Annotated in this window: 18 protein-coding genes and 1 pseudogene; 7 read left to right on the forward strand and 12 right to left on the reverse strand. The window is 41.8% G+C overall.

The features are described 5' to 3' along the window. Both ACE1AT_RS02010 and ACE1AT_RS02015 read left to right on the forward strand, forming a co-directional pair. Window positions 1-1,109, forward strand: a 1,109-nt coding sequence (locus ACE1AT_RS02010; RefSeq protein WP_374865645.1) for a methyl-accepting chemotaxis protein, incomplete at its 5' end; no start/stop codon positions are given. Between the two features lie 66 nt (window positions 1,110-1,175). Next, entirely contained in the window at window positions 1,176-2,441 is a 1,266-nt protein-coding gene (locus ACE1AT_RS02015) for a response regulator (protein WP_374865646.1), read from the forward strand. Between the two features lie 415 nt (window positions 2,442-2,856). Here ACE1AT_RS02015 and ACE1AT_RS02020 read toward each other — a convergent pair whose 3' ends face one another. Continuing rightward, window positions 2,857-4,305, reverse strand: a complete 1,449-nt coding sequence (locus tag ACE1AT_RS02020; RefSeq protein WP_374865647.1) for an AAA-like domain-containing protein — start codon at window positions 4,303-4,305, stop codon at window positions 2,857-2,859. A gap of 10 nt (window positions 4,306-4,315) precedes the next feature. Next, entirely contained in the window at window positions 4,316-5,089 is a 774-nt protein-coding gene (locus ACE1AT_RS02025; RefSeq protein ID WP_374865648.1) for a MinD/ParA family protein, read from the reverse strand. A 259-nt stretch (window positions 5,090-5,348) separates the two neighbouring features. On the opposite strand from ACE1AT_RS02025, the gene ACE1AT_RS02030 reads away from it, so the two are divergent. Then, window positions 5,349-5,696 (forward strand): type II toxin-antitoxin system Phd/YefM family antitoxin, encoded by a 348-nt coding sequence (locus tag ACE1AT_RS02030; RefSeq protein ID WP_374865649.1) that lies wholly within the window; start codon window positions 5,349-5,351, stop codon window positions 5,694-5,696. After that, window positions 5,696-5,986 (forward strand): type II toxin-antitoxin system RelE/ParE family toxin, encoded by a 291-nt coding sequence (locus ACE1AT_RS02035; protein WP_374865650.1) that lies wholly within the window; start codon window positions 5,696-5,698, stop codon window positions 5,984-5,986. Before ACE1AT_RS02030 ends, ACE1AT_RS02035 begins: the two co-directional genes overlap by 1 nt. A gap of 2 nt (window positions 5,987-5,988) precedes the next feature. On the opposite strand, the pseudogene ACE1AT_RS02040 reads toward ACE1AT_RS02035, so the two are convergent. The 3 genes and pseudogenes from ACE1AT_RS02040 to ACE1AT_RS02050 form a co-directional block, all read right to left on the reverse strand. Then, window positions 5,989-6,273: pseudogene (locus ACE1AT_RS02040) on the reverse strand (XisI protein); the annotation flags it as partial. Window positions 6,274-6,311: 38 nt separating this feature from the next. Then, complete coding sequence (locus ACE1AT_RS02045; protein ID WP_374865685.1) at window positions 6,312-6,665, reverse strand: element excision factor XisH family protein; 354 nt, start codon at window positions 6,663-6,665, stop codon at window positions 6,312-6,314. Window positions 6,666-6,778: 113 nt separating this feature from the next. Further along, window positions 6,779-7,678: a pyridoxamine 5'-phosphate oxidase family protein gene (locus ACE1AT_RS02050; protein ID WP_374865651.1), complete on the reverse strand. Its 900-nt coding sequence runs from the start codon at window positions 7,676-7,678 to the stop codon at window positions 6,779-6,781. A 243-nt stretch (window positions 7,679-7,921) separates the two neighbouring features. Here ACE1AT_RS02050 and ACE1AT_RS02055 point away from each other — a divergent pair, with 243 nt between their 5' ends. Beyond that, window positions 7,922-11,575, forward strand: a complete 3,654-nt coding sequence (locus ACE1AT_RS02055; RefSeq protein ID WP_374865652.1) for an NB-ARC domain-containing protein — start codon at window positions 7,922-7,924, stop codon at window positions 11,573-11,575. Window positions 11,576-11,578: 3 nt separating this feature from the next. Here ACE1AT_RS02055 and ACE1AT_RS02060 read toward each other — a convergent pair whose 3' ends face one another. Together ACE1AT_RS02060 and ACE1AT_RS02065 are read right to left on the reverse strand one after the other, a co-directional pair. Next, window positions 11,579-11,800, reverse strand: a complete 222-nt coding sequence (locus ACE1AT_RS02060) for a DUF3368 domain-containing protein (protein ID WP_374865653.1) — start codon at window positions 11,798-11,800, stop codon at window positions 11,579-11,581. Beyond that, window positions 11,797-12,045 (reverse strand): UPF0175 family protein, encoded by a 249-nt coding sequence (locus ACE1AT_RS02065; protein WP_374865654.1) that lies wholly within the window; start codon window positions 12,043-12,045, stop codon window positions 11,797-11,799. Before ACE1AT_RS02065 ends, ACE1AT_RS02060 begins: the two co-directional genes overlap by 4 nt. A gap of 242 nt (window positions 12,046-12,287) precedes the next feature. Here ACE1AT_RS02065 and ACE1AT_RS02070 point away from each other — a divergent pair, with 242 nt between their 5' ends. Together ACE1AT_RS02070 and ACE1AT_RS02075 are read left to right on the forward strand one after the other, a co-directional pair. After that, a complete protein-coding gene (locus tag ACE1AT_RS02070) occupies window positions 12,288-12,542 on the forward strand; it encodes a YlcI/YnfO family protein (protein WP_374865655.1) in 255 nt (84 codons plus the stop codon). Next, window positions 12,535-12,966 carry a type II toxin-antitoxin system VapC family toxin gene (locus ACE1AT_RS02075; RefSeq protein ID WP_374865656.1) on the forward strand — a complete coding sequence of 144 codons (432 nt, stop codon included), beginning with the start codon at window positions 12,535-12,537 and terminating at the stop codon, window positions 12,964-12,966. Before ACE1AT_RS02070 ends, ACE1AT_RS02075 begins: the two co-directional genes overlap by 8 nt. Here the strand turns inward: ACE1AT_RS02075 and ACE1AT_RS02080 are convergent. The 5 genes from ACE1AT_RS02080 to ACE1AT_RS02100 form a co-directional block, all read right to left on the reverse strand. Then, complete coding sequence (locus tag ACE1AT_RS02080) at window positions 12,960-13,088, reverse strand: hypothetical protein (RefSeq protein WP_374865657.1); 129 nt, start codon at window positions 13,086-13,088, stop codon at window positions 12,960-12,962. The genes ACE1AT_RS02075 and ACE1AT_RS02080 overlap by 7 nt on opposite strands. A 30-nt stretch (window positions 13,089-13,118) precedes the next feature. Next, window positions 13,119-13,862, reverse strand: a complete 744-nt coding sequence (locus ACE1AT_RS02085) for a hypothetical protein (protein WP_374865658.1) — start codon at window positions 13,860-13,862, stop codon at window positions 13,119-13,121. A gap of 45 nt (window positions 13,863-13,907) precedes the next feature. After that, window positions 13,908-14,801 carry a reverse transcriptase family protein gene (locus ACE1AT_RS02090; RefSeq protein WP_374865659.1) on the reverse strand — a complete coding sequence of 298 codons (894 nt, stop codon included), beginning with the start codon at window positions 14,799-14,801 and terminating at the stop codon, window positions 13,908-13,910. Then, window positions 14,788-15,096 carry a helix-turn-helix transcriptional regulator gene (locus ACE1AT_RS02095; RefSeq protein WP_374865660.1) on the reverse strand — a complete coding sequence of 103 codons (309 nt, stop codon included), beginning with the start codon at window positions 15,094-15,096 and terminating at the stop codon, window positions 14,788-14,790. Before ACE1AT_RS02095 ends, ACE1AT_RS02090 begins: the two co-directional genes overlap by 14 nt. A 707-nt stretch (window positions 15,097-15,803) precedes the next feature. Continuing rightward, window positions 15,804-23,066, reverse strand: coding sequence for a LamG-like jellyroll fold domain-containing protein (locus tag ACE1AT_RS02100; protein WP_374865661.1), 7,263 nt, complete (start codon window positions 23,064-23,066; stop codon window positions 15,804-15,806). Window positions 23,067-23,111 lie beyond the last annotated feature (45 nt).

Below are 23,111 nucleotides of genomic sequence, written 5' to 3' on the forward strand. Positions count from 1 at the left end.
CTAACAATATTTACGAAGCTGGTTTAACCGATTGTCATATTAACCAACTCAAACCCTTTGCTGTCAAAGCCAATTTAGTTGCACCCATTCTTAAAGATGACCAGCTATTTGGCTTATTAATTGCCCATCAGTGTTCTAGTACCCGTAATTGGCAGCAATTTGAAATTGATTTGTTTGCTCAGATTGCTATGCAAGTTGGATTTGCTCTTGATCATGCGAGGGTTCTTAACCAGGTAGATCAAGCATACCAAGCTGCGGAAGACATTTTTCTCCAGCAGCGTCAACAACAAGAAAATCTCCAAAATCAAGTTTCAGAATTGCTCAAAGGTACTGAAACAGTTGTCCAAGCGTTTTCAACAGAGGTTGCTATCAACCAAGTTGAGTCTATTACATCTACCTACAATCAAATTCAAATGTTGACTGATTCAGCTGAGAAAATGGTTGCTTCTGCTCAACAAGTAGAATTTCAAGAACAGCAACTTACTCAGATTGTAAAGGATGAATATGAATCTATTAACCAAATTTTAGATAGCATCTTTACGACGCAAGAAATACTTGTGAAAGCTACCAAAAAAGCCCAGTGTCTTGATCAACCTTCTCAACAGCTTTCTGAGATCGTAAGTCTTATTAGTAACGTTGTCTCTCAAATCAAGCTCCAAGCGATGCATACAGCACTGGAAGCATCTCGCACTGGAGAACCAGGTCAAAAATTTGCTGTGATTGCGGAGAAAGTACTTTCTTTAGTGCAGCAGCTAGACTCGGATATGACAAAAATCAAACCACTCATTGTAGAAATTCAAACAGAAACCAATGAAGTTGTTGCTGTGATGAAGTCTGGAGCAGAACAAGCAATCAGTAGGATGGAATTGGTAGAAAAAACTCAACAGCAATTTGAACAAATTATCACTGTCAATGACCAAATACAAGCACTGGTAATAGAGATTGCTCAAACTGCTACTGTCCAAGCACAGACTTCTACCTCCGCAAACCAATCTATTTTGGAAGTTGCTGATATTGCTAGCCAAACTTCAAAGCAAGCTCTAGCAGTATCCGAGTCCTTAGCCAAGTTAGCGATATTTGTTCAAGACTCATCGCAGGCTGTGAATTAGTTCAACAATTTCCTGCTACTAATTTCAACATTTGTGTCATCTTAACTTAAACATAGGAACACAGTGATGGTTCTGGAATTTGGTATAAAAGAAAACGTTTTTCCGCACTTTGTTCAAACAGCCGTCTCCAAGATGAGGTTCACCACAGAGGTGGCTCAGGCGTTAGAACACCTAGAAATGATTCTGGCTCACTCTCAAGGTGATGAATTAGTTGAGCAACTCACAACAGAGATAGAAGAGTTTTTGGAGTTGGGCGAATTCTTCCAATTCTCAGAGTTGATCGCGATCGCTCAAACGACTCTAGCTAGCCTACAAGCAAGCCCCCAAGTAGCTCAAACCCTTGGTAAGCTTGCCTTAACAGGTTTGCGTGCAGCTTATGAGGAAATTTTGAAAAGCGATCGCATCCATAGCTCTACACATCCACTTAAACTTGCAACTTCTAAGCTACTTGTCTGGGCTAATGGTTGTCATGTCTTTATCCTGAACTCTGACAGCGTTGAAGAAATGTTAATTCCGGAAGCTGATCAGATGATCGACTCCAGACAAAAGCGATTTTTGCACTGGCGGGAACAAATGATTCCAACCTATCAACTCTCAGAACTACTAAGCTACACCAATTCAGTACTAGAAACAACAGCGGTTTACGAGCCTAAAAATCAGCCAGAACCCATGTTAGTAATCAGCAAAGGTCAACAAATTCTAGCTTTAGAACCACAGATGGAGTACCTAATCACAGAGCCAGAGTTAGTTATTAAACCTTTGGGAGTGGACATCGAGCTTCCTAGTTATATCTGTGGCTGTACCATTTGGAAAGAGCGCCTGTTCCAAGTCATTGATATTAATATTCTGTTGAGCCAGATGATTAGTCACACAGCTAAAGTGTCTAATTTACCAGGCAAAGCAATATTTAGCAAAGCAGTAGTTGACAATAGAATAACATCAGCAATGACAAAGGCCAAAAAGGCCACTATTCTAGTCGTAGATGATGCCAAAAGTGTGCGACATCTCATATCCCTGACTCTGCAAAAAGCAGGTTACGAAGTTTTACAAGCACAAGATGGAAAAGAGGCGATCGCAAAATTGCAGCAAAATCCAAGCATTCAATTAGTGATCTGTGATATTGAAATGCCTAATATGAATGGCTTTGAGTTTCTCAGTCATCGACGGCAAAATCCTTTGTTAACAAAAATACCAGTCGTTATGCTTAGTACTTGCAGCACCAATAAACATCGCCAGTTAGCAATGCAATTAGGAGCAACTAATTACTTTACAAAACCCTATATTGAGCAAGAATTTTTAGCCGCGCTCAAAGTGATGAGTAAAATTCAGTAGACCCTTAAGTTTTTCTAGAAATCCAGCACGTTTTTTGCTGTTGGCTAAAAGAGCCATAGAACCTAGTAGTAATCTTTACATTACACCATTTTTACACCACTTTTGTATCTAAAGGTATCCAAAAACAACCAAAATTGACATAAAGACTAGAACATTTGTCCTCTATTTTACACGGGTGAAAAAGCATAAACCCCTTGAAATGGTTGAATTTCAAGGGGTTTGATTTTGTATGCCAGGAACCGGACTTGAACCGGTGACACGAGGATTTTCAGTCCTCTCTCAACCTTCATTTATCAGTACTTTCACGCTTTACAAAACTCCTTTACCCCCAAATTACCCCAAAAAATTGCGGACAATATTTACCTTGCCTAATTTATTTGGGTGTTGCTCTTTTGAAAAGACGCTTTTTATCTGTCTATAACTCATCTACTGTCATAGCTCTCCCAAAATACCGTCGATATAATTCACAACTGATTGCCACCTGATTCTCTCGTAAAGTAACGAGTCCCATACTGTGTAGCTTAAATGCTAAAAGCTGTTCTAACTCTACAGGTTGTGATGACTTTAAAACCTGCTCGTATGCTGCTGCCAATTGAGGATGCTCTTGAAGATTTCGTAAATGCCGATGCAGGTGATTGCTATAAATTCCTGCATCTGTAGCAGCCATTTGCACTAGCTGATTGAGAGTTAGATCATGCTGTGCTAGGTGATAAAAAGCTTGTTGCACTAAATAAGGATGTCCTGCCACAAGTTCCATTAACTCAGATATTTCACTTTCTGATAGATTCAATCCATAACATGAAAGCAAATCAAATACTTGCTCGGTTGTAAACGCTTGCAATTCAATTGCCAATCCTACATTAAAAGGAGACTTATTAATATCTAAAGGAATATAAACCTCTGTAGAATGAACAATAATTAAGCGTAGATTTTGCCATAGAGGATTGCCGCTATCTCCATAAGCTGCCTCTTCGTACCACGATCGCAACAACGTAAAGAAATCATCGGCAATTTCTGGATGCAAGAATACTTCATCAAGTTGATCCAAAGCTAAAACTAAAACACCATTTATATCTGGTAGCAAACAGTCTTCAAAGTAAGCTGTACAGTTGCTCTTGCTACCAAATGTTTCACTCCAATAATCCTCTACTCTATGAGGCAAGTGGAGCTTGCGAGTAATAGATGCACAGAACCAACGTAAGAACCGATCCAAGTCAGTGAAGGCTAATCGATCTGCTTGCTGTAAACTCAGGGCTACAGTATGTACTTCCAGTCCATCGTCGCTATCAAAATTCTGTTTTTTCGCATGAGCGAGAATTCTCACCATTAGAGAAGTTTTACCCATTTGACTAGGCGCTTTGATGCGGATTAGCGCTCCTGATCGAGTAATTTCTTCATAACAACGTGATTCTGCGGGAGGACGTTCTACGTAAAAAGCAGAGTTCAACACTACCAGTCCAATCGGTGGTTCTAATTTTGAAGAAGATATGGAGATGGGAAGACGTGGTGACACGGCGAATCTCTCAAGAATAATCTCCCTATCTCTGTTGTCCCGTTTCCCCGTATCCTCTTCCTGAATAGCTCGCTGTGCCAAAACCGCCATAAAATTAGTTTTATTGACTTTCTCTCCCAGGCTAGATGAAAGGATATGCCACAGTTTTGGTCCAACATCATGTTTTATGTATTCAGGAGTATAACCACTCTCTAGTGCAATTTGGTCATATTTTTGACCTAGCCAAGCTCCTCGTAAAACAGCAACTTCAATGTTTCTCAAGTGTCTAGAGTTCTTGGCAAAAACAGCCGCATTTGCTACCTTTAAGGCTAGTTCAAAAGGTATAATTTGCTCTCCAATACTATCAGCCATTTGTCTTCACTTATACCAGTTGGCAAATTTCCATAATTGCTTTTTCTGCAATCTGTTTAAACATCCCAGTTAAAGGATGATTGGGATATTGCAAACAAAACAAACCACAACTACCTAGTTGCACCATATCTTCTGACAGTGGCAAGATCCCTGCTAGGGATATGTTATAAGTTTTTTCTACTTTTTGTTGTAGTGCTGGTAAGTCCGTCTTTATTGGTGTTTTATTAACGACTAGCATCATGTTACGGACTTTGATCTGACGAGCAACATCGATTGTAACTGCTGTTCCCTCAAAGTCTTGGCAATCTGGGCGCATGATCACCAACAATAGATCAGAAATAGCGATAGATAATAAAGTTTCTCGACTCAGACCAGGGTGAGTATCAATAAATAGGTAGTCTAAATTTAGTTCTGCGATTAATTGTCGAAATCCACTATTGAGTAGACTAACGTTGTATCCTTCATACTCAATTCTGGCAATTTCATCAGCACTTACACTAGAGGGAATGAGGAAAAGTTTACCTTTGCCTTCTACCCTCACATGAGAGCTAATATCGCAAGCCGTTTCACAAATAACACTACGATGCCACAAATAATCATTTAAAGTATTTTTAATAACAATCTGATCAGTGTGAAACAGGTTATGAATACCTGGAGACTTAAGGTCAGTATCCACGACTGCAACTCGGTTTCCCTTTTGGGCGATCGCCACTGCTAAATTTGCTGTTAAGTTAGATTTACCAGTTCCGCCCCGAAAAGAATGAATAGCAATAATTTTAGACATAAGACACCTCGCCAGCGTTGGGAGCCTACTGAGCGTGGGAGTATTCTCCTAACTGTTCCATTTCTTAGAATGGCGCGATCGCACTGGAATGCGAAAGATCAGTTTTGCGGCGAAGAATAACTTGAAAAACTGGTCTTGACGAAAATATGTGTTTGTGTATTTAAATGAGCGATCGCTTCAATTTACGATATCAACGCAGTAGTAATTTTGATAGTATTGAATTAAGACTTAATTGAGCCTTTAATTCAATATTTAATTTATGATTAATCTGGAGAATATTCACTCTCTGACAGACTTCAAGCGCAACGTTAAGCAATTCCTAGAGCGCATCAAGACGACTAAATCACCCCTTGTTCTTACCGTCAATGGCAAAGCAGAAGTCGTGATTCAGGATGCAAGTACTTTTCAGGAAATGATAGATAGGCTTGAGCGTACTGAGGAAGAACTGCGAAAGCTGAAGTTAGAAGCATTACAGCGCGATATTGCAATTGGAGCCGAACAACTCAAGAATGGCGAGTACACCGAATACGATGATGAATCTTTACCCAGTTTGTTGGAAAATATCAAGGTACGGGGACAGCGTAAGCTGCGCCAGGAGCGCGCTTAATGAATCGCTACAGACTTTCCCAGCAAGCCGAACAAGACTTGGAAGATATCTGGACTTACCTCTCTCAACAGGATCAACTTGTAGCTGATCAACAGATAGCTCAAATTCTAAATCGGTTTCCAATGCTTGCTCAGTTTCCTGATATGGGCAGAAAGCGAGATGATTTACTCAAGGAACTCAGAAGCTTTCCAGTCCAACCTTATGTGGTGTTTTATACCAAAATTTCTGATGGGATTGAAATCGTCCGAGTCTTACATCAATCAAGAGATGTTGAAAGCCAATTTTCTTAAAACTAAGCCACAGCAAAGCCTGTATAAGGTCTAACTTCCGGCTCATGAAAGCCCAACACAATATCATCTTTAGAAATACCAGCTTGGACTAATTCATTAGTAATTCCATCTTCTGTCCCATCTCTTTGTACCCAAACTTTGCTATTAATAATACTGACGTGAATTAGACATCCGTGAATGCGACCATCCTTATCCCAACCAACAGAAACAATTAAATATTGGTCTGTCTCCGGGTCAAAAACAGCTTGATTTTCGATGTCAGCATTTGCATAGGAAATATTCACATATTGTTTAAGAACTTACCGGATAATTTGACGATATTTATCTAATTTATCCATTTTAAAATCACCTCAGCTTTGGGGTCAAAAATAATCAGTTTAATCAATCTTTTTTCCAACAAAGTCTTACCAATAACTTCTTCAAATAGCTCATTATAAACATTCTGGCGGATAGCAAGATATAATTCTCTATCTGGCTGGGCTAGTTCCAGAGAATTCTGATAAATAATATATTGTCCTACTGCATTTTTGAGGTCTTCAATTTCAGATGCACCCACAAAACTTTTAATTTCAACAGCAATTTTGCGACCATCTTTTTCCGCAGCCAAAATTTTCTCTGCACCCAAGTCTATAAACAAGTCTCTTTTACCAACTCTCAGTGTCATAGGATCATGAGTAATTGTCTACAAGTCTTTGATTAAGGCATTTCTAACACTGTCATGATAGATATCTTTTGCTGGCACTCTAAATTTTGAGAAACGAACAATTATATTATTCAGTATATTTCTGCTTTTTAGCCAGGATTCACTGGCGAATATTCCCCAAATCGCCAGCGCAAGGGAGTAGCATTTTGGGTTTCCAAAATTTGGTCTACCTCAAACTCAACTAAACGCTGCGCCCCTGCAAAACTACTTAAGCGTTCTGCATCCCAAATTACTTTTGCTTTTCCAGTTAATTGCAGAGTATATCCTTGTTCAAAATCAATAAACAATAAACCAGCATTAGGATTCACAGCCAAGTTGCCGAAGGTTTGAAACATATTGTTACCAGCGTAATCGGGAAACACCAGCTTGTTACTATTTAAAACTTGCACAAATCCCGGATATCCGCCTCGATGTGATGCATCTGTACCAACTTCCGAATGGGAACTGGCAATGAAAAAAGTATCGGCTTGGGTAATCGAGTGTTTGTCCTTCTCATTCAAAGCCTCTCTAGTAAAGATTACAGGGTTTTCTAGAGATTCTGTTGTTCCTGTTTCTAAGTGACGCACTTGAATATACTTAGGACAATTAAAAAACGCTTGCTCAATACTGACGTTTATCTTTCCTCTTGACTGAATTTCGGCTTTACCATTGAGACGCAAGCGCCTACGATTTACCAAATCAATTACAAGTAAACCGATTTGTGGATTATCACCCAGGTTTTGATGTAACAAATCGCTTGCTAAGAAAAACCCATCAATCTGTAAAGTCTGCTGGTTTAACACTTGCACAAAACCGGGTTCTCCTGTAAGCAACGATGCCCAAACTCTACCTTTTGCATCAACTGTACTCGCAATAGCCAATTGCTGGCTACGCAAGAATTCTTGAGCAGCTGGTTTAATAACACTGCTGATGAGACTACACAGACGCTGCGCCTCTTCTCTCACCCCCGCCTGGGTTTGGACGGCGATTTCTCCAGAATGGAAAGACATTGGAATTTTAGATTTTGGATGAGTCAGTAATTCAGTAACGTCATTTCTTAATATTTCATTACATAACCTGAATTGCTCAAGATCAGTTTGGCAAAAATTCAGCACAATCAAAACTGATCTTGGCGAATATTTATTAATATGTTATTGCAAATGACATTCTGGTTCTGCAATATTTATACCTAGAAAGTTGAGGTGATTCTCAGCAATTTCTATTCATACTCAGGTGAACACACTTAAAAAATCGTGGCTACTCTCAAAGCTTCTCAACAGGGACTAGCAAAAATTAAGCAAGCCAGAATTGCAAAGGAGTGGTCTGTCGATGATTTTAGATGGATTCAGTCAGCTAGTGAAGTTTTAGGAGTTTATTGGCAAGAACAAGGGGTTCTGGCGAATGGTATCTCAGAAGGAACTTGGAAGCGCTTCTTAGCAGGAAAACACCCTATTAACGCTGAGGCGTTTAAAGCTTACTGCCAAGTTTTGGGGGTGAATTGGGAAGAAGTTTCACAGAAGGAGTCAAAAGTCAAGGGTCAAGAGTCAAGAGTCAAGAGTCAACAGTTATTCCCCGCGTCTTCCTCTCATCCTCACGCAGACTGGGGTGAAGCGCCTGATGTCTCAATTTTTTATGGACGTGCAGAAGAATTAAACACAGTTCAACGCTGGATTGTACAAGAAAATTGCCGCTTGGTGACGCTACTGGGTATGGGTGGAATTGGTAAAACCTCTTTGGCTGTCAAGCTAGCGCAACAAATCTTTGTAGAGACGCAAAATGTAGCGTCTGTTATTTGGCGGAGTCTTCGTAATGCTCCTCCAATTGAAGATATTTTGGCTGAGTTGATTCAATTTTTATCCAGACAACAGGAAACAAATTTACCAGCTAACTTAGAAGGCAGAATTTCGCTGTTACTAAAATATTTACGTTCGTCGCGTTGTCTGTTGATTCTGGATAATGCTGAGTCAATTTTACGCTCAGGCGATCGCACTAGTCGTTATCGAAGTGGATACGAGGGGTATGGTGAACTTTTGCGATGTGTGGCGGAAACTTCGCACCAAAGTTGTTTAATTTTAACTTCGCGAGAGAAACCACAAGGACTCGCAAGATTTGAAGGAGAAAGTTTACCTGTGCGTTCTCTGCAACTTACAGGTTTAGCAGAGACAGAAGGACGCTCATTATTTAATGTTAAAGGAAAATTCACAGGCTCGGATGCTCAATGGCAAGCTTTGATTTCGCGTTATGGTGGAAATCCCCTAGCGTTGAAGATTGTCGCTTCTTCTATTCGCGACTTTTTTGATGGTAGTATTTCGCAATTTCTGGAAATTTCCCAGCAAGGTGCATTTATATTTGATGATATTCGCGACTTACTTGACCAACAGTTCCATCGTCTCACTACGTTGGAACGAGAAATTATGTTTTGGATTGCAATCAACCGCGAAAGAGTTTCATTATCAGAATTACAAACAGATTTCGTTACCCATATTCCACCGCGTGAGTTGCTAGAGTCTCTTTCGTCTTTACAAAGACGTTCTTTTATCGAAAAAAGTGCTGGTGGCTTTACTCAGCAACCTGTTGTGATGGAGTATGTCATTAACCAGATAATTGAGAGGCTATCTGAGGAAATAGTTACTCAAGAAATTTCTCTGTTTGCAAGTCATGCATTAATTAAAGCTTTAGCCAAAGATTATGTACGGGAGACACAGATAAACCTGATTTTGCAACCTATTATCAACGAATTGACTACACAGCTTGGTAGTTCTGAAAATATTTCCTGTAATCTTAATCAAATTCTCTCAAATTTACGCGGACAAACACCCAAACAAACGGGGTACGCAGCAGGAAATACTCTGAATTTATTACACCAGGCACAGATTGATATCAGTGGCTTTGATTTTTCGGGTTTAACACTTTGGCAAGCATACCTTCAAGGCGTAAACTTGCATGATGTCAATTTTTCTAATTCAGATTTATCTCACTGTGTTTTTACGGAAATTTTAGGTAATATTTTATTTGCTGCCTTTAGCCCAGATGGTGAGTTATTGGCGACTTGTGACACTGATTGTCATGTGCGTCTGTGGGAAGTGAAATCAGGAAAATTATTGTTGATTTGTCAAGGTCATACAAACTGGGTGCGCTTTGTAACCTTTAGTCCAGATGGGGAAATTTTAGCAAGTTGTGGTGCTGACCACACAATTAAACTTTGGAATGTTGCTGATGGTGTGTGTATAAAAACGTTAATTGGACATGCTCATGAGACATTTTCTGTAGCATTTAGTCCTGTAGGCGAAGCCTTCTCTGAAGGAGTTGGTAAAATCTTAGCTAGTGCTAGTGGCGATCGCACAATTAAACTCTGGAATATCCGCGATGGTATTTGCCTGAAAACGCTGACTGGGCATACAGATTGGGTACGTTGCGTTGCTTTTAGTCCCGATGGACAAACTTTGGCTAGTGGTAGTGCTGACCACACAATTAAGCTATGGGATGTAAGTGAAGGTGAATGCTGGAAAACTTTGACTGAACATCAAGGTTGGGTACGTTCAGTAGCGTTTAATCCGGATGGGCAAACTTTAGCGAGTGGGAGTGGCGATCGCACAATCAAACTCTGGAATTATCATACTGGTAAATGCATTAAAACTTACACAGGACACACCAACAGCGTCTATACAGTTGCTTTTAGTCCCCAAGGTGAAATACTTGTTAGTGGTAGTGGTGACTATACTGTTAAACTTTGGGACTGTCATACCCACACTTGTATTAAAACACTACACAGACAAACCAATGAAGTTTGTTGTGTTGCTTTCAGTCCAGATAATCAAACCATCGCTTGTGTCAGCTTAGACCAAACCATGCGGTTATGGGATTATCGCAATGGACAATGTTTAAAAACTTGGTACGGTAATACAGATTGGGCGCTGCCTGTTATATTCAGTCCCAATGGGCAAATTATTGCTAGTGGTAGTAATGACAAAACTGTGAAACTATGGGACTGGCAAACAAGCAAATGTCTTGTCAGCCTAGAAGGACATACAGATTTTATTTACGGGCTGGCTTTTCATCCCAATGGAGATATATTAGCTAGTGCTAGTACTGATGCCACAGTGCGATTGTGGAATGTGAACACAGGGCGATGTTTACAAATTTTACAAGGACACACAGACTGGGCTTATACTGTGGCTTTTCACCCCCAAGGTAATATCGTTGCTAGTGGGAGTGCTGATTGTACGATTAAACTGTGGAACTGGCACACCGGGCAATGCCTGCAAACTTTTACTGGTCATCGCGATAAAATTTTTGCGATCGCCTTTAGTCCAGACGGAAAAATTTTCGCTAGTGCCAGTGTAGACCAAACTGTGAGATTGTGGAATTGTGAAACTGGTCTTCTGCAAAATTTAGCAGCTCATGATGCCAGGATTTACGCTGCGATATTTAGTCCAGATCATCAGATTTTAGCAACTTGCAGCACAGACCAAACAATTAAACTTTGGGATTGGCAGACAGGGAAATGTCTGAGAATTCTCACAGGACATACCAACTGGGTTTTTTCTATAGCTTATAGTCCTGATGGGCAGATTCTTGCTAGTGCTTCCCATGACCAAACAGTGAGAATTTGGGATGTGAAAACTGGGGAATGTCGTCATATCTGTGTAGGACATACGCATTTGGTGTCTGCCGTGGCTTTTAGTCCAGATGGGCAATTTGTTGCCAGTGGTTCCCAAGACCAGACGGTGAGGGTTTGGGATGCGGAGACGGGGGAATGTGTAAGAATGTTGAGAGCAAAAAGACTTTACGAGGGGATGAATATTACTGGTGTGAAAGGGTTGACAGAAGCGACGATTTTGACTTTACAAGCGCTGGGTGCGGTGGTGGGTGGGATAGCGTTCGCCCTCAACCCTCAACCTCCTTGAACATCATGCTTCATCCACCATCTCTAAAATCTGATTGTATAGAGATGAAGATACTCTAAACTCGGACGTAGCAATCAGGGCATCCATTAACGGCTTGATAGCAACAATGAGATTTTGGTGTTTAGCCTCAACCAAAATACCCAGCAACCCAGTAATCCTTAACCCCAAACGATTGGCTTCTGCTCTACCGCGACGCTCATCAATCAACAGTAAATCGGCATTCAAAGCCGTCCCAACTCCCGCAGATTCTTCAAGTCAAGTTCAAAGTCTTCAACGTCGTAGGAATAGAGAGGGATATTTCGCTGCTTCAGGAGTTGACGAAAGTCGTTTGGTTGCATATCTGCTAGTTGGCTGGCATAACCCAGTGTTAAACGACCTGTTTGGAACAGGTATAGTGCAATCTCTTGGCGAAACTCACTCTTAGTAAGCCCAGATGCTTGCAGGATTTCGTCTGAAATTATGACACTCATAGCAGGATTGTCTCACCAGTCATATTTTTAGGGTAGCTCATTGCTCGTCTACCAACTCATAGACTACATAATTCGCGATCGTCCGTGATTAATTGAGAAATCTGTTGTATTTTGAATGGGCGATCGCTCACAGCAAAGAATCACTCTAACCTGAGTCTATATTACTTGTGCGAATTGTTTACCAGCCAAGTAAAAATGGTTGTATAATATGGTATTAGAAATTGGTTGCATAAAGTGTAATCATGGAACGTGAAGCCTTAACAATTCGCTTCCCGGCAAAATTGCTTGAGAAAATCCGGGCATTGAAGCGAGACAATGAATCTCTCAATGATTTAGTCGTTGAAGCCCTGGAAAAAGAAATGAAGTGGCGTAGTGCTTGGTTAGCCCACGAACAAATTCAAACTATTCGAGAGCAAGTCAAGCAGCGGACTGGGGTACATCCCGATCCAGTACCGTTGATTCGTCAACTGCGCGAAGGAGAAGGTAGACGTGACTGAGGCACTGTGTATCGATACCAGTGTGATGATGAAGTACCTCTGCCCAGATGAACAAACATCAGAAGCGATCGCTTTAATCACCAATGCCTTAACTCAACAAACCAGACTTGTAGCACCGTGCTTTGCCTGGGCAGAGGTGGGTTCAGTTCTTCGTAAAAAAGTGAGAGTCAAGCTATTGACTTCGACTGAAGCCCAACAACTTTACACCGCCTACATCAGCCTACCGATTGACTACATCGACAGCGAAATTCTGCGACTCGAAGCTTGGCAACTTGCTGAACAATACGAGATGCCTACGTTGTATGATGCCGTTTTCTTAGCCTGTGCCAAGGCAGAGTCTGCCGACTTCTGGACAGCGGATGATGCAATGCTCAATCTATGTTCTCCTCGACCCGCTTACGTCTACAGACTGGGAGATTACTGATGGCGATCGCCTTTGTTATGAGCCTGTAATTCCCTGATTAATTGAGAAATCTGTTGTATTTTTAGTAGGCGATCGCTCAGAGCAAAGAATAACTCAGCTTTGACCACTTTAGACTCATCCAACTGCTTATTTCGCTCAAGACCTATAGATCACTAAGCAGCCGAACTCGTCATCTCATTGACTTGAGATAATCGCTCAAGCCAAAGCTCCTTATAAAATTCCATCTGATGTGGGGTGAAAAGGAATTCATTATAAGAACCATCACGAATCAAATAAATCAACACTGCCTGTTCAACAGGATATAGAGTTTCAATTGGAATATAATAAGCTGCCAATTGAAGAATTTTGTCTTGAACCCAATCTATAGAAAGCTTGGGCTTGAGAGATGTTTTCAAATCACTGAGAGTTAGATTTTCCCGATAAAAACCTAGCTGATCAATCTTCCCCAAGTATTGATATTTGAAGCTCACAACAAATTGTTCTGATAGAAGCGTATCTCCAAAATTTGGCAATAATGTATTCAGAGCTTCCAGATAAAATTCATAGGACTTGCTAACAGGTTTGATTTTTCCTCCAGTCAAGTAGGAGTGAAGATATGCATGAATAGCATTTCCTGCACCAATTGCTTCATCTCGAATACGTTTAGCTTCTTTCTGTCCGACTCTAGCTACCCACTTGCGAAGAGCCTCTTTAGAACTGTTGTCTTGTGTTAGTTTGAGAATATTGCTGACGCTACGTAGAGCATTCTGTCTCTTGACTTCTGTACCTTGGGGTACATAATAAGACTCGCCATCGAAATTTACTCTAGAAAGGATGGGTAAGTTCTTTTCACTAGAATTGAGAGGATGGAGTGTTCCATCAAAATGACGATAGTAGAGTGCTGCTTCTGTTAACATTGTTCTTAATCTATTGAATTGAATATTTATTTAGATTTCATCTGCTTAGGTATCATTAGCTTTATTAATTTGCTGTGCTTGCGATTCTAAACCCCTCAATCGCTGTGTCAATTTATCATATTTTTTAGAGTCAGTTTCTACACATATTTGCTTGCGGATATTATACATTTTCTTATGTTGTCGATTAGGGGTCTTCAAAGTGTTTCTTTGAATAATGATTCCAGTAACCTCACGTGACTTTTTTCCAACGTAATACTTCTCTTTCTTCTTATTGCTACGTAAACCACAACGATGAAACTGCTTTTTAATTTGCCAAATTAGCTCACCCGTTACAGAATTTCCTGAGATTGTTACGTCATCCATATAGACAGTCAGAGTGCAACCTGCACTCTCAACAATATCATTGATATCCTCCCACATATCTATATGAGCAAAGTAGGATAAAATTGGACTTAATGGACTTCCTGTTGGCAAATGTTCTTTATAAGTTGACAGCTTTGTTAAAATCCCAGCGACATCTGAAGAACATTTCATCCGTTTGTGGAAAAACCAATAAACCCGTTTTGATGTTGTAGATGGGAAATATTTCTCTATGTCAAGGCTTCTCACTACAGCACTATTTAGATGAGCTTTTGCGTTACTGACGTAAGAGTGGCCCTTGGCTGGGCCATGAATATAGTTAGGGAGTTTAATTTGCTTTAAAAGCTCTTCAATTCGCTTCTGAATTCGCTTTAATTCAGGTTTTGGTTTTTCCACAATACGAGATTTTTTTCTCTCAGGATTAAAGATTTCTTTTTCTACATACATATCCTCGGAGAGAGTAAATTCTTTGAGCTTAGTGAGACTTAAGCACAGGAGCCTTGCAAGTTTTGCTTTAGATTGCAAACAATAGAAAGGCGATTGATCTAATTCATATCCTGTTTTTCTACTCCTCAGCATAAGTATGAGCAGACCTTTCAGCTATAAAATTGAGGATTGCAAGAATCTTAGAAGATACAAACATCCTCAACTTTTCTGTTCTTACATCTTTGTTCAAGCTTTCAGAAAAGAACATAATTGAAGAGACAGGTATATCAAAGAACTCTGAATAGCGATTGAGTAAATCAAGCGTTGGAATCTTTTTCCCTGACTCTATTTCAGAAAGATAGGACTTGGATATTCCTAGTTTCTCGGCTAGCTCCTTTTGAGATAAATCATGGAATACCCTCATCAACCTTAGAGCTTCATTCAACATATTTAGTTTTCCTTGGCTAGAGGGTTTGCATGGGAGTTGTATAAAAGAGTTAGCAGTCTAGTCCTGCAACAAATCGATCAACCACTTCAAAAGTTTGAAAATGATTGGACCGGCTTGAAATAACAGACGAAGCGTTTGAGGTTTACGGAGCCATTTTAGGAACCGCTGATAACGCTTTTTTGACTGCTCCTGCCGTTTGTCGGGATGTTGGTTATTCATATTGAATCTCCTCAACTATGGGTTTGATTGCACTCACTCACTAAACGTGAATGAGCTTTGCCTCAAACAAACCCGGAGAACGGCAGTTTTAACCCTCCTTATACCGGCGCAGCCGCTTTGCCTTGGCTGCGCTTGTGTGCTGCTCCTTCAGTACCTTTGCTTCGTTACTTATCTCAGTTGGATTCACCGCGCTCGCACTGCTTACTACTGAGTAGTTGATGAAGCTTGCTTACTGTTTAGTTAGCAAAACACGGTAGAAGATCAAACATCTTCCTCAGATCGTAATAACGATCCAGTGAGTGGCAAACATCTCCTTTAACCCGACTAAACCCAATTTAGCACAATTTTGTGAATTTGGTTCGCTATTAGCGAACTTAAAATTATTGTCTTAATCGATGTTCTAGAACTGTTTCCTTGATTGAAATAAAGATGCGTGAGGCTTTTCGTCTCACGCACCCTGCATTTTAAGTCTTATTCCCTCGTGTTAACTAATTCACTCCCTCCACACCGAAATAATTAGCCAACGCCAATACAACCTCCTGAGTCAAACCCTCAGACAACTCTGGTAAATAAACGCGGATGGCATTCCTCACAGCAGCGTCGAATTGGGCAGCATTAGCCGTAGCATTACGGACAAATGGCTCAACTAATTTGATTAATTCGTAACTGCTGCTTAAGTCAGTATTTTGAATTGCCCGATCTAGAGGTGGGGCTGTGGGGTCGGGAAATTCTGGGAGGATGCGGCTAACGAAGGTAACGCGGTGGAAGATGCGCCAGCAAGCGGGGCCGCCTTGGGGTTGTCGTGCTTGGCGGAGTGCTTGAGCGTTGGGGGAATTATTCTCCTCTAACCAGATGGGATCGACGACTTCATTAAAGAAAGCGTCGTAATTTTGGGTATCTGGGGTGAGGTAGAAGCTTAAGAAGCGATAGGCGTTGACTTTACCGGGAGCATCCAAAGGATTACCATTGGCATCGAATTCGCGGATGGGGCGACCGGCTTCATCTCGTACCAAGTTACCTCTTTCATCTAGCCTAAATCTCTGTAAATCGCCTTGGGTGTTATTTGTCAGATCGATTCTAAAAGATTGGCTGGCTTCTTTGGTTTTGGATTTGGTGAGGTTTAAACTACCACCGAAAGATGCTTTAGTTTCTATGTTTAAACTGATACCAACTACTTCCCCGGTGGCGGCAGCACTGAAGGTGGCGTTACCTGTGAAATTATAAGCCCCACTGGTAGATTCTTGCTGTACATCTGTGGTTTCTGTGGATTCAGCGAAGAGTCCACCGTCTGCTGTCCAAATGTAGCTGTTGACTAAGTTACGTTTACTGTATTGTTCTGGTAAATCGTTGTTGGAAGTCAAGGCATCGATTAAACCACCGGCGGCAATTCCCGCAGCCGCTACAAAGGGTGCGGCTGCGCCAGCAACTGAAGCTCCGGCGATCGCGCCTGTGAGTCCTCCAGCTAAAACACCAGTGGCACCGGGGGGGGTGGTGCGGAAGTCTTCGTAGTAGGTACGCAAGCGGGTTTCTTCGGCTTGGATACGCTGACGTAGGGCGTAAGCTTCGCTGGGTTTGAAGTAGCTATACTCGCCGTAGGTTGTAGCTTCGGGATAATTCGGATCTAGGACTTTGCCGTTTTGGTCATAACCGACAGCACCATCTAGTGTGCCTTGTTTTGTGTAACCAGGTTTGATGGGGAAAGGAATGATGTTGGTATCCTTGGGAATATTGGGATTAGGAAGCATCCTGAAGGTAACGAGGGCGCGATTATGTGCCAAGCGCAAGGCATAGATATCAGCGGTTTCCGACTCTACTAGAGCAAAGCCGACGTTAGATGGTTGGTAACGACGAGGCATGGCTTTATTTAGCCGTCGGTTAATATTTGGATCTTCCCAAGCGCCACCCAAACCAACAGTTGTCATTTTGCTAACATTGGTTTTGTTAGTTTGTTGCTGGTTACTCGACCATCTCAACTCGGTGTCTAATTTGACTGAGCCACCAAATTTAACACCGCCAGCAATAATATCTCTAGTGATAATACCGAAGCCTAAAGGAGCAACTACACCATCGATATTTTGACTCACTTCTCCAGTGATGGATGCTTCAAAGGAGGAGTTGAAACTACTGCTTTTACTCGCAGAAATTGTGTAGGAAACGCTATCAGCTTCGACAAATTCTACAGAAGTGGTATTAACGTAAGTGCTGGAAGAATCATCAATTGGCCCGGCGGTGAGGTTTTCGGAAGGAACGGGGGGCGCACCTTCGATGTAACCTTTGATTTGCGGGTCGAATTGGACTTGACTAATCCATTCGGTAATTAAGTTACCAACTTTGTAACCTGTGAGCAAATACCAATGACTGTCTTGAATGAAAGCGTAACAGCGTTTGTGAACTCCAGTGATTTCGCCGTTGTCGGCGGTTTGGATGTCTGCGTATTCGGCGATCGCTGGGCGGCTGGTAATATTACTGTTGTATCTGTTACTTACACTACCCAGAGCATTCCTGACTAAAGGTATGTCATCAGACAGGGGTGCGCGGGAAAAGGTATGTTGAATATCGGCATTGTTGCTAGCTGTGAGGTGATTTCCCCGCAGGCTGCTGTCGTTGACGGTGGTGACTTTTCCTGCGGTTGTAGGATCAGATTCAAATTCGTAGTAAGCTAGCAGGTTTTCCCGTTCGCCTTTGAGTTGTCCAAACAGGTTATCGAGAATTTGTTCTTGAGTGCGGAACTGTTTCCAAATGCGGACTTCATCAATTGCTCCCCGGAAATCTCGACCCAAGGTAAACTGATTTTGTGGCAGGGTGACAGAGTTTATCGGGTCAATCTGGGCAGGGATACCGTTGATGTATAAATCTAGTCTGGTAGCTGTGGGTGCAGGGTCAGGAACCCAAGTTGCACCGATGATTCTGGCTTCATCATTACCGATTAAATTGGCGGTAGTGTTACCGGAACCTTCATTAATCCGCCACTCACCTGCTAATTTATCGCGATCGCTATTATTTTGGTGTAATTCACCCATACTTAAAGCACGGTTCCACACCCGCAAGCTGCTGATGGTTCCCAACAGATAACGAGGATAGCCATTAACAATTGTTGTACCTTGGGGTATACCATTACACCTACCTACTTCCAGAGGTTGTAAACTGGTGACTGGTTTACCGCTACTAGTTCCAGTTCCCCTAAATTGTCCGTTCCAGTATAAGTTAACTGTGTAGCCATTATCAGTTTGTGTACCTGTGACGGCGATGTTCACCGGAGTACCAGGGGTAGGTGCGTTAACGGGGGCGATCACCAGGCGTAGTTGTTGATTATCTTCATAACCAAAGCACAGGCTGTAGTTTGTTGCAGAATCTCGTCTGACGTATAGCCAAGCAGTAAGTTCGGGGTTGTCTCTGCCAATTCTACCTTTGTGCAACAAGGGGAAGAACATTTGATTGTTGTTAGGTAGAGTTACAGTCAATTCAATTGTTAGTTCGTTGTCTACCCCTAAACCAACTTGATTGCCACAGTCGAGGTAATTATCTACACCATTGAATCTCAAGGCATAGGCTTCAGCGTAGGTGGCGGCGATGTGTTCCCAAGTAGTTGTCCACATTGGTTCAGTGCTGGTGAGGTAGCGGTCTCTCACCCCAGCGACAACGTTGTAGGCGGTGAGTCCTGATTCTACTCTGGGGAGACTGCCGAAAATTTGCCCATCATTGCTGGCGTTACCAGTGCGATCGCTTGCTGTTCCATCTTCAAAGTGATAGTATGCCCGCAATCCTGATTCGTTGCCATCTAAACGACAGTCTTTAGTATCATTAATCTCAGCTTGGCTACGTACTTTCCCCCAAACCCGGATTTCATCAATCGCACCTTGGAAATAAAACTCTTTGGAGGGATTCTCTATTGTTCCCATCAGTAATGCCCCTGTACCTTGATAAGCTGCGGTGGCAATATCATCAGCAACACGAGTCCCATCTCTATAAACAATGCGTTTGCGACTTTGGGCATCAAAAGTACAAGCCCAGTGATGCCAATTAGTATCATTAACAACACCAGTTGGTGTATTCAAATCGTTGCCATAAAAGGCGAAGGTGAAGACTCCGTTCTTACGGAAACCGAAGTGTAGTTGATTATTATTAGTAGGTCTTCCTTGGGTGAGAACTGCGGAAAATAAGGCATTAAGGCTAGCAGAATCTCGTTTTGCCCAAAATTCGATGGTGAAGGATTGATTCGCCAAGTTGAGGTTAGCGGCTTGGATATAGTCACTTTGTCCATTGAATCGGAAGGCAGAATTTACAGGCTTTCCTTGAACCCCCAAGGAATATCTAGATGTGGGGGAATTTTGCGAGACAATCCAAGTAATGTTACGAGAGATGTCTTTATCAGGACGAATCCAAGCTTCTAGGGAAATGTCGCCTTGATTTGATAACTCGGTAGCATCGCCGCTTAAATGTCCACTGCGAATTTGCAGCGCATTTCCTGGGGTGTCGGAAATCCAAGCGTTGGGTTGAGATAAGCCAGTCAGGGGACGGGTGGCGAGATTTTCAATGTTACCTGTGTTGGATACCCCAGCCACTTCTACCAAAACCGAACCAAATTTGAGATTATAAGGAGCATTCATCAGCTCGCCTGTGTTGCTGAAGCTGCTGTAACTGTCATAACCGTATTCAACCAAGTTGATGGTTGTACCCGCAGGTAAGGTATCTGTAAAGGTAATTTCGCTAATGCTAACTTCTTTTTCGCCGGGTGCGATCGCTTTCCTTAAAGTCAGAGTTCCTGTACCAATTACCAGGGTTGCACCTTGTTCGTAGCGTTGAGTCACAGGTTCCGCCAGGGTAATTGTATCAACTTTGCCTGTGACAGCTGCACCCAAACGACCGAGATAAACCACCTCCCGCGCCTGTCCACTCAACACTCGTGCTAATCCCATCGGGTTGCGGGGGACTCGTTGCCAAGTTTCTGTGATTTTCAGCAGGCTATTTTCCAGGGTGACATTGCAAGTATTAGCATCTTCCCCATCGGTAATCTTGACAGTAGTAGTATCAGGATTGGCATCACTAGCCATAATCACTTTCACTTCACTGCGTCCCAATCCTGGAGAACGTTCCTGTAGTTGCACGCTATTAGAAAGTAAAATACTAGCACGGGCAACATTGGTGTTGTAACTAACAGCAAAAAATTGGTCTGCACTACCCCGGAAATACAACCGCAACATTCCGTTAGCACTTTCAAACAATTGCGGTGCATCATTTGTCCAAGCAAAATCTAGCAGTCCACCCACCACATTCAAACCATTGGAGTCAATATGGATTAATTGCATGGGAAAAGCAAATTTACCTTGCAATTGGGCGCGTAAATCAGCTAGTTGGGCTTTGAGGTTTTGCAGATGTTCTGTTTGTGCTATCAGCTGCTTATTTAAGTTGGGAAGAATTACTGTTTGAATGTTGGTAATTTGTTGGTTGTAGCCCTCGATTTCCGAGTTGTAAGTATTCAGTTGATTCTGAAAACTTGCAGTAGTACGCACCCTCGCACTCATGTAATTACTCAAGAAATAAGTGCCACCTAATCTGCTTTCGTCCTCATATTGGGCGCGGGAAGCACCTTGGAAGTTTGGTTGTTCATAGAGGATGACATACAAACCTGGATCTGGTTTTACAGAGTTAATCGCAATTCGTAATGTTGGATGTTCGCCTATGCCTAATCTTTGACTAGCACCTGTAAATTGAGGCTGGGAATATCCTGTAACACCTGTACCGTTTTCAAGATTTGCTCTCAATCGTTCTCTGTTTGCCCTCTCTATAATTAATCTTTGAATTGTTGCTTGTTGCGTAGCAATTTCTCTATTGAGAGAGTCAATTTCCCGTTGGGTATTGGGAATTTCAGTTTGTTCTAATTGAATGATTTGGTTGATAAAGGTATTCGGGTCTTTTGTCTTTGTGTCTATCAACGGTAGATTGATATTGTCGGGAATTTGCGATAACCGACCCCGTTTACTCACAGCCAAGTCCAGAACAGCTATTTTTTTGACATCCAAGTTTTCATCGGCTGTTGCTACCGCAACTAACACACGGGCATTTTGCTTGATGGGTGCGGGTGTTCTATCATATCCTGAAGGTACTTCCTCTTGCTGATAATACAGCACAGATGAGATACCTTTACCTGCCACAGTGCGATCGCCAAATCCAAAACTCGTCCGTTGGATACCTGGATTATCGCCTACAGGTGCGTCAGATTGTATCCACTCGGCTTGTCCTTCGACAATACCATTGTTGAGGGAATCAGTGTGATCGTAAACCGTTGTACCGTTTCCTTCGTCAAATTGCCAATAAGTAATTAAACCAGGTTCATTTCCCGCCTTACGGAACTTTTTAGTTTCTCTAACTTCCAGTTCTGAACGTTCCCGTTCCCAAATCGATAATTCATCAACAGTTGCAACAATAGGTAAAGCGGGTTGCGAACCACCGTACAACGAACCGACATTTCTGCCAACAACCATGTAAGTTGTCGTCGCGGTAGTCGTGGGAAACAATAAATATTGATTTTCTTCCCCAGCACCGTTAACAACCGCATCCCCTACTTGAATTTTCACCACACCAGAATTTGCAGGTGCATTGATATTATCTGGAGCCGGAGCCAGAGAAATACTAATATGATTCCATTGCCCCATTTTGATCGCATTAGCCGCAGAAGTAACTGTCTTGGAGTTAGCAGTTACCTGAATACCGTAACCAGGAAGAAATCGTCCATCAGTATTTAACTGAGTTTCAACCAATTTTATTTGGAAAACTGCTGCTGGTGTTCCTTCGGAGTAAATTACACCAGTAGTTTCTGGTTTAATCCAAGCGGAAATATTAAACTCTTTTTTGTTGATGACTTGCGCTTTACCTGCAACATAGGTATCAGCATCTAACTTTATAGCTGATTCTGCATAACCCATTTTCGTAAACGCATCTGGACTTTCTGTACCTTGAGTATTGAAAAATCCATCAGCAGAACGTTCGATATTGTAAGCATCAATTCTGTTAGTCCGTTGATTATGGACAAATATTTGCCAACGTTTAATATCAGGAATACCCGTGGGGACTTGCAAAACTGTAAACCGTCCATCAACCAAATTCCGGACAAAACCTAACTCCATAGTTGGTTCAAAAAATGGACGATTATCCATATCTGTAGCACCGAGAGTATCTTTTGCACCATTCTTGAGAATTTTATGGCGACTGCGACGATAGCGGACTTCTCTAGCTGTTTTCAGTTGCGTACCAGAAAGAATAAATCTATCTACTAAGAGTGTTTGATCAACAACTGGAATTGGTCTTGAATTATCTGAATTGCTGACAGTAACGTTATCAGGATGATTACCATCAATAGACTGTCGGAACAGGTAAATATATTGTCCATCACTCAAAGCTTGAAACGGTGCATCTGCTGTTAATCTTGCCGTTGTAGAACGGAAGAAATCGATTTCTGAAAGATTTATTGCAGGTTGACCATTGCTTCTCACTGTCGGTAAAACTTTGTTGGGCAGAATACCAAACCCAACTTGTGTAATTTCGTTGGGAAAAACCAATTCTTGGGGTGTAGATGACCAATTTCTCGCATCAATTGGATTGGGGTCATCTTGCTGGTCAAGAACAGTGTAATATATACGGCGATCGCTATCCATTGCCAATGATATCAATACCCCTGTATGCTCGACCAGAGTTGTATACTGATAAGATTTGTTAGTATATGTCTGTAAATAGTTGTCCCATTGTGGCTGCATATTTTTCTCCTAGTTGCTAGTTCATGTGGTGTAAAACTTTTCGTT

This window comes from Pelatocladus sp. BLCC-F211, assembly GCF_041928655.1.
Taxonomy (GTDB): domain Bacteria; phylum Cyanobacteriota; class Cyanobacteriia; order Cyanobacteriales; family Nostocaceae; genus Pelatocladus.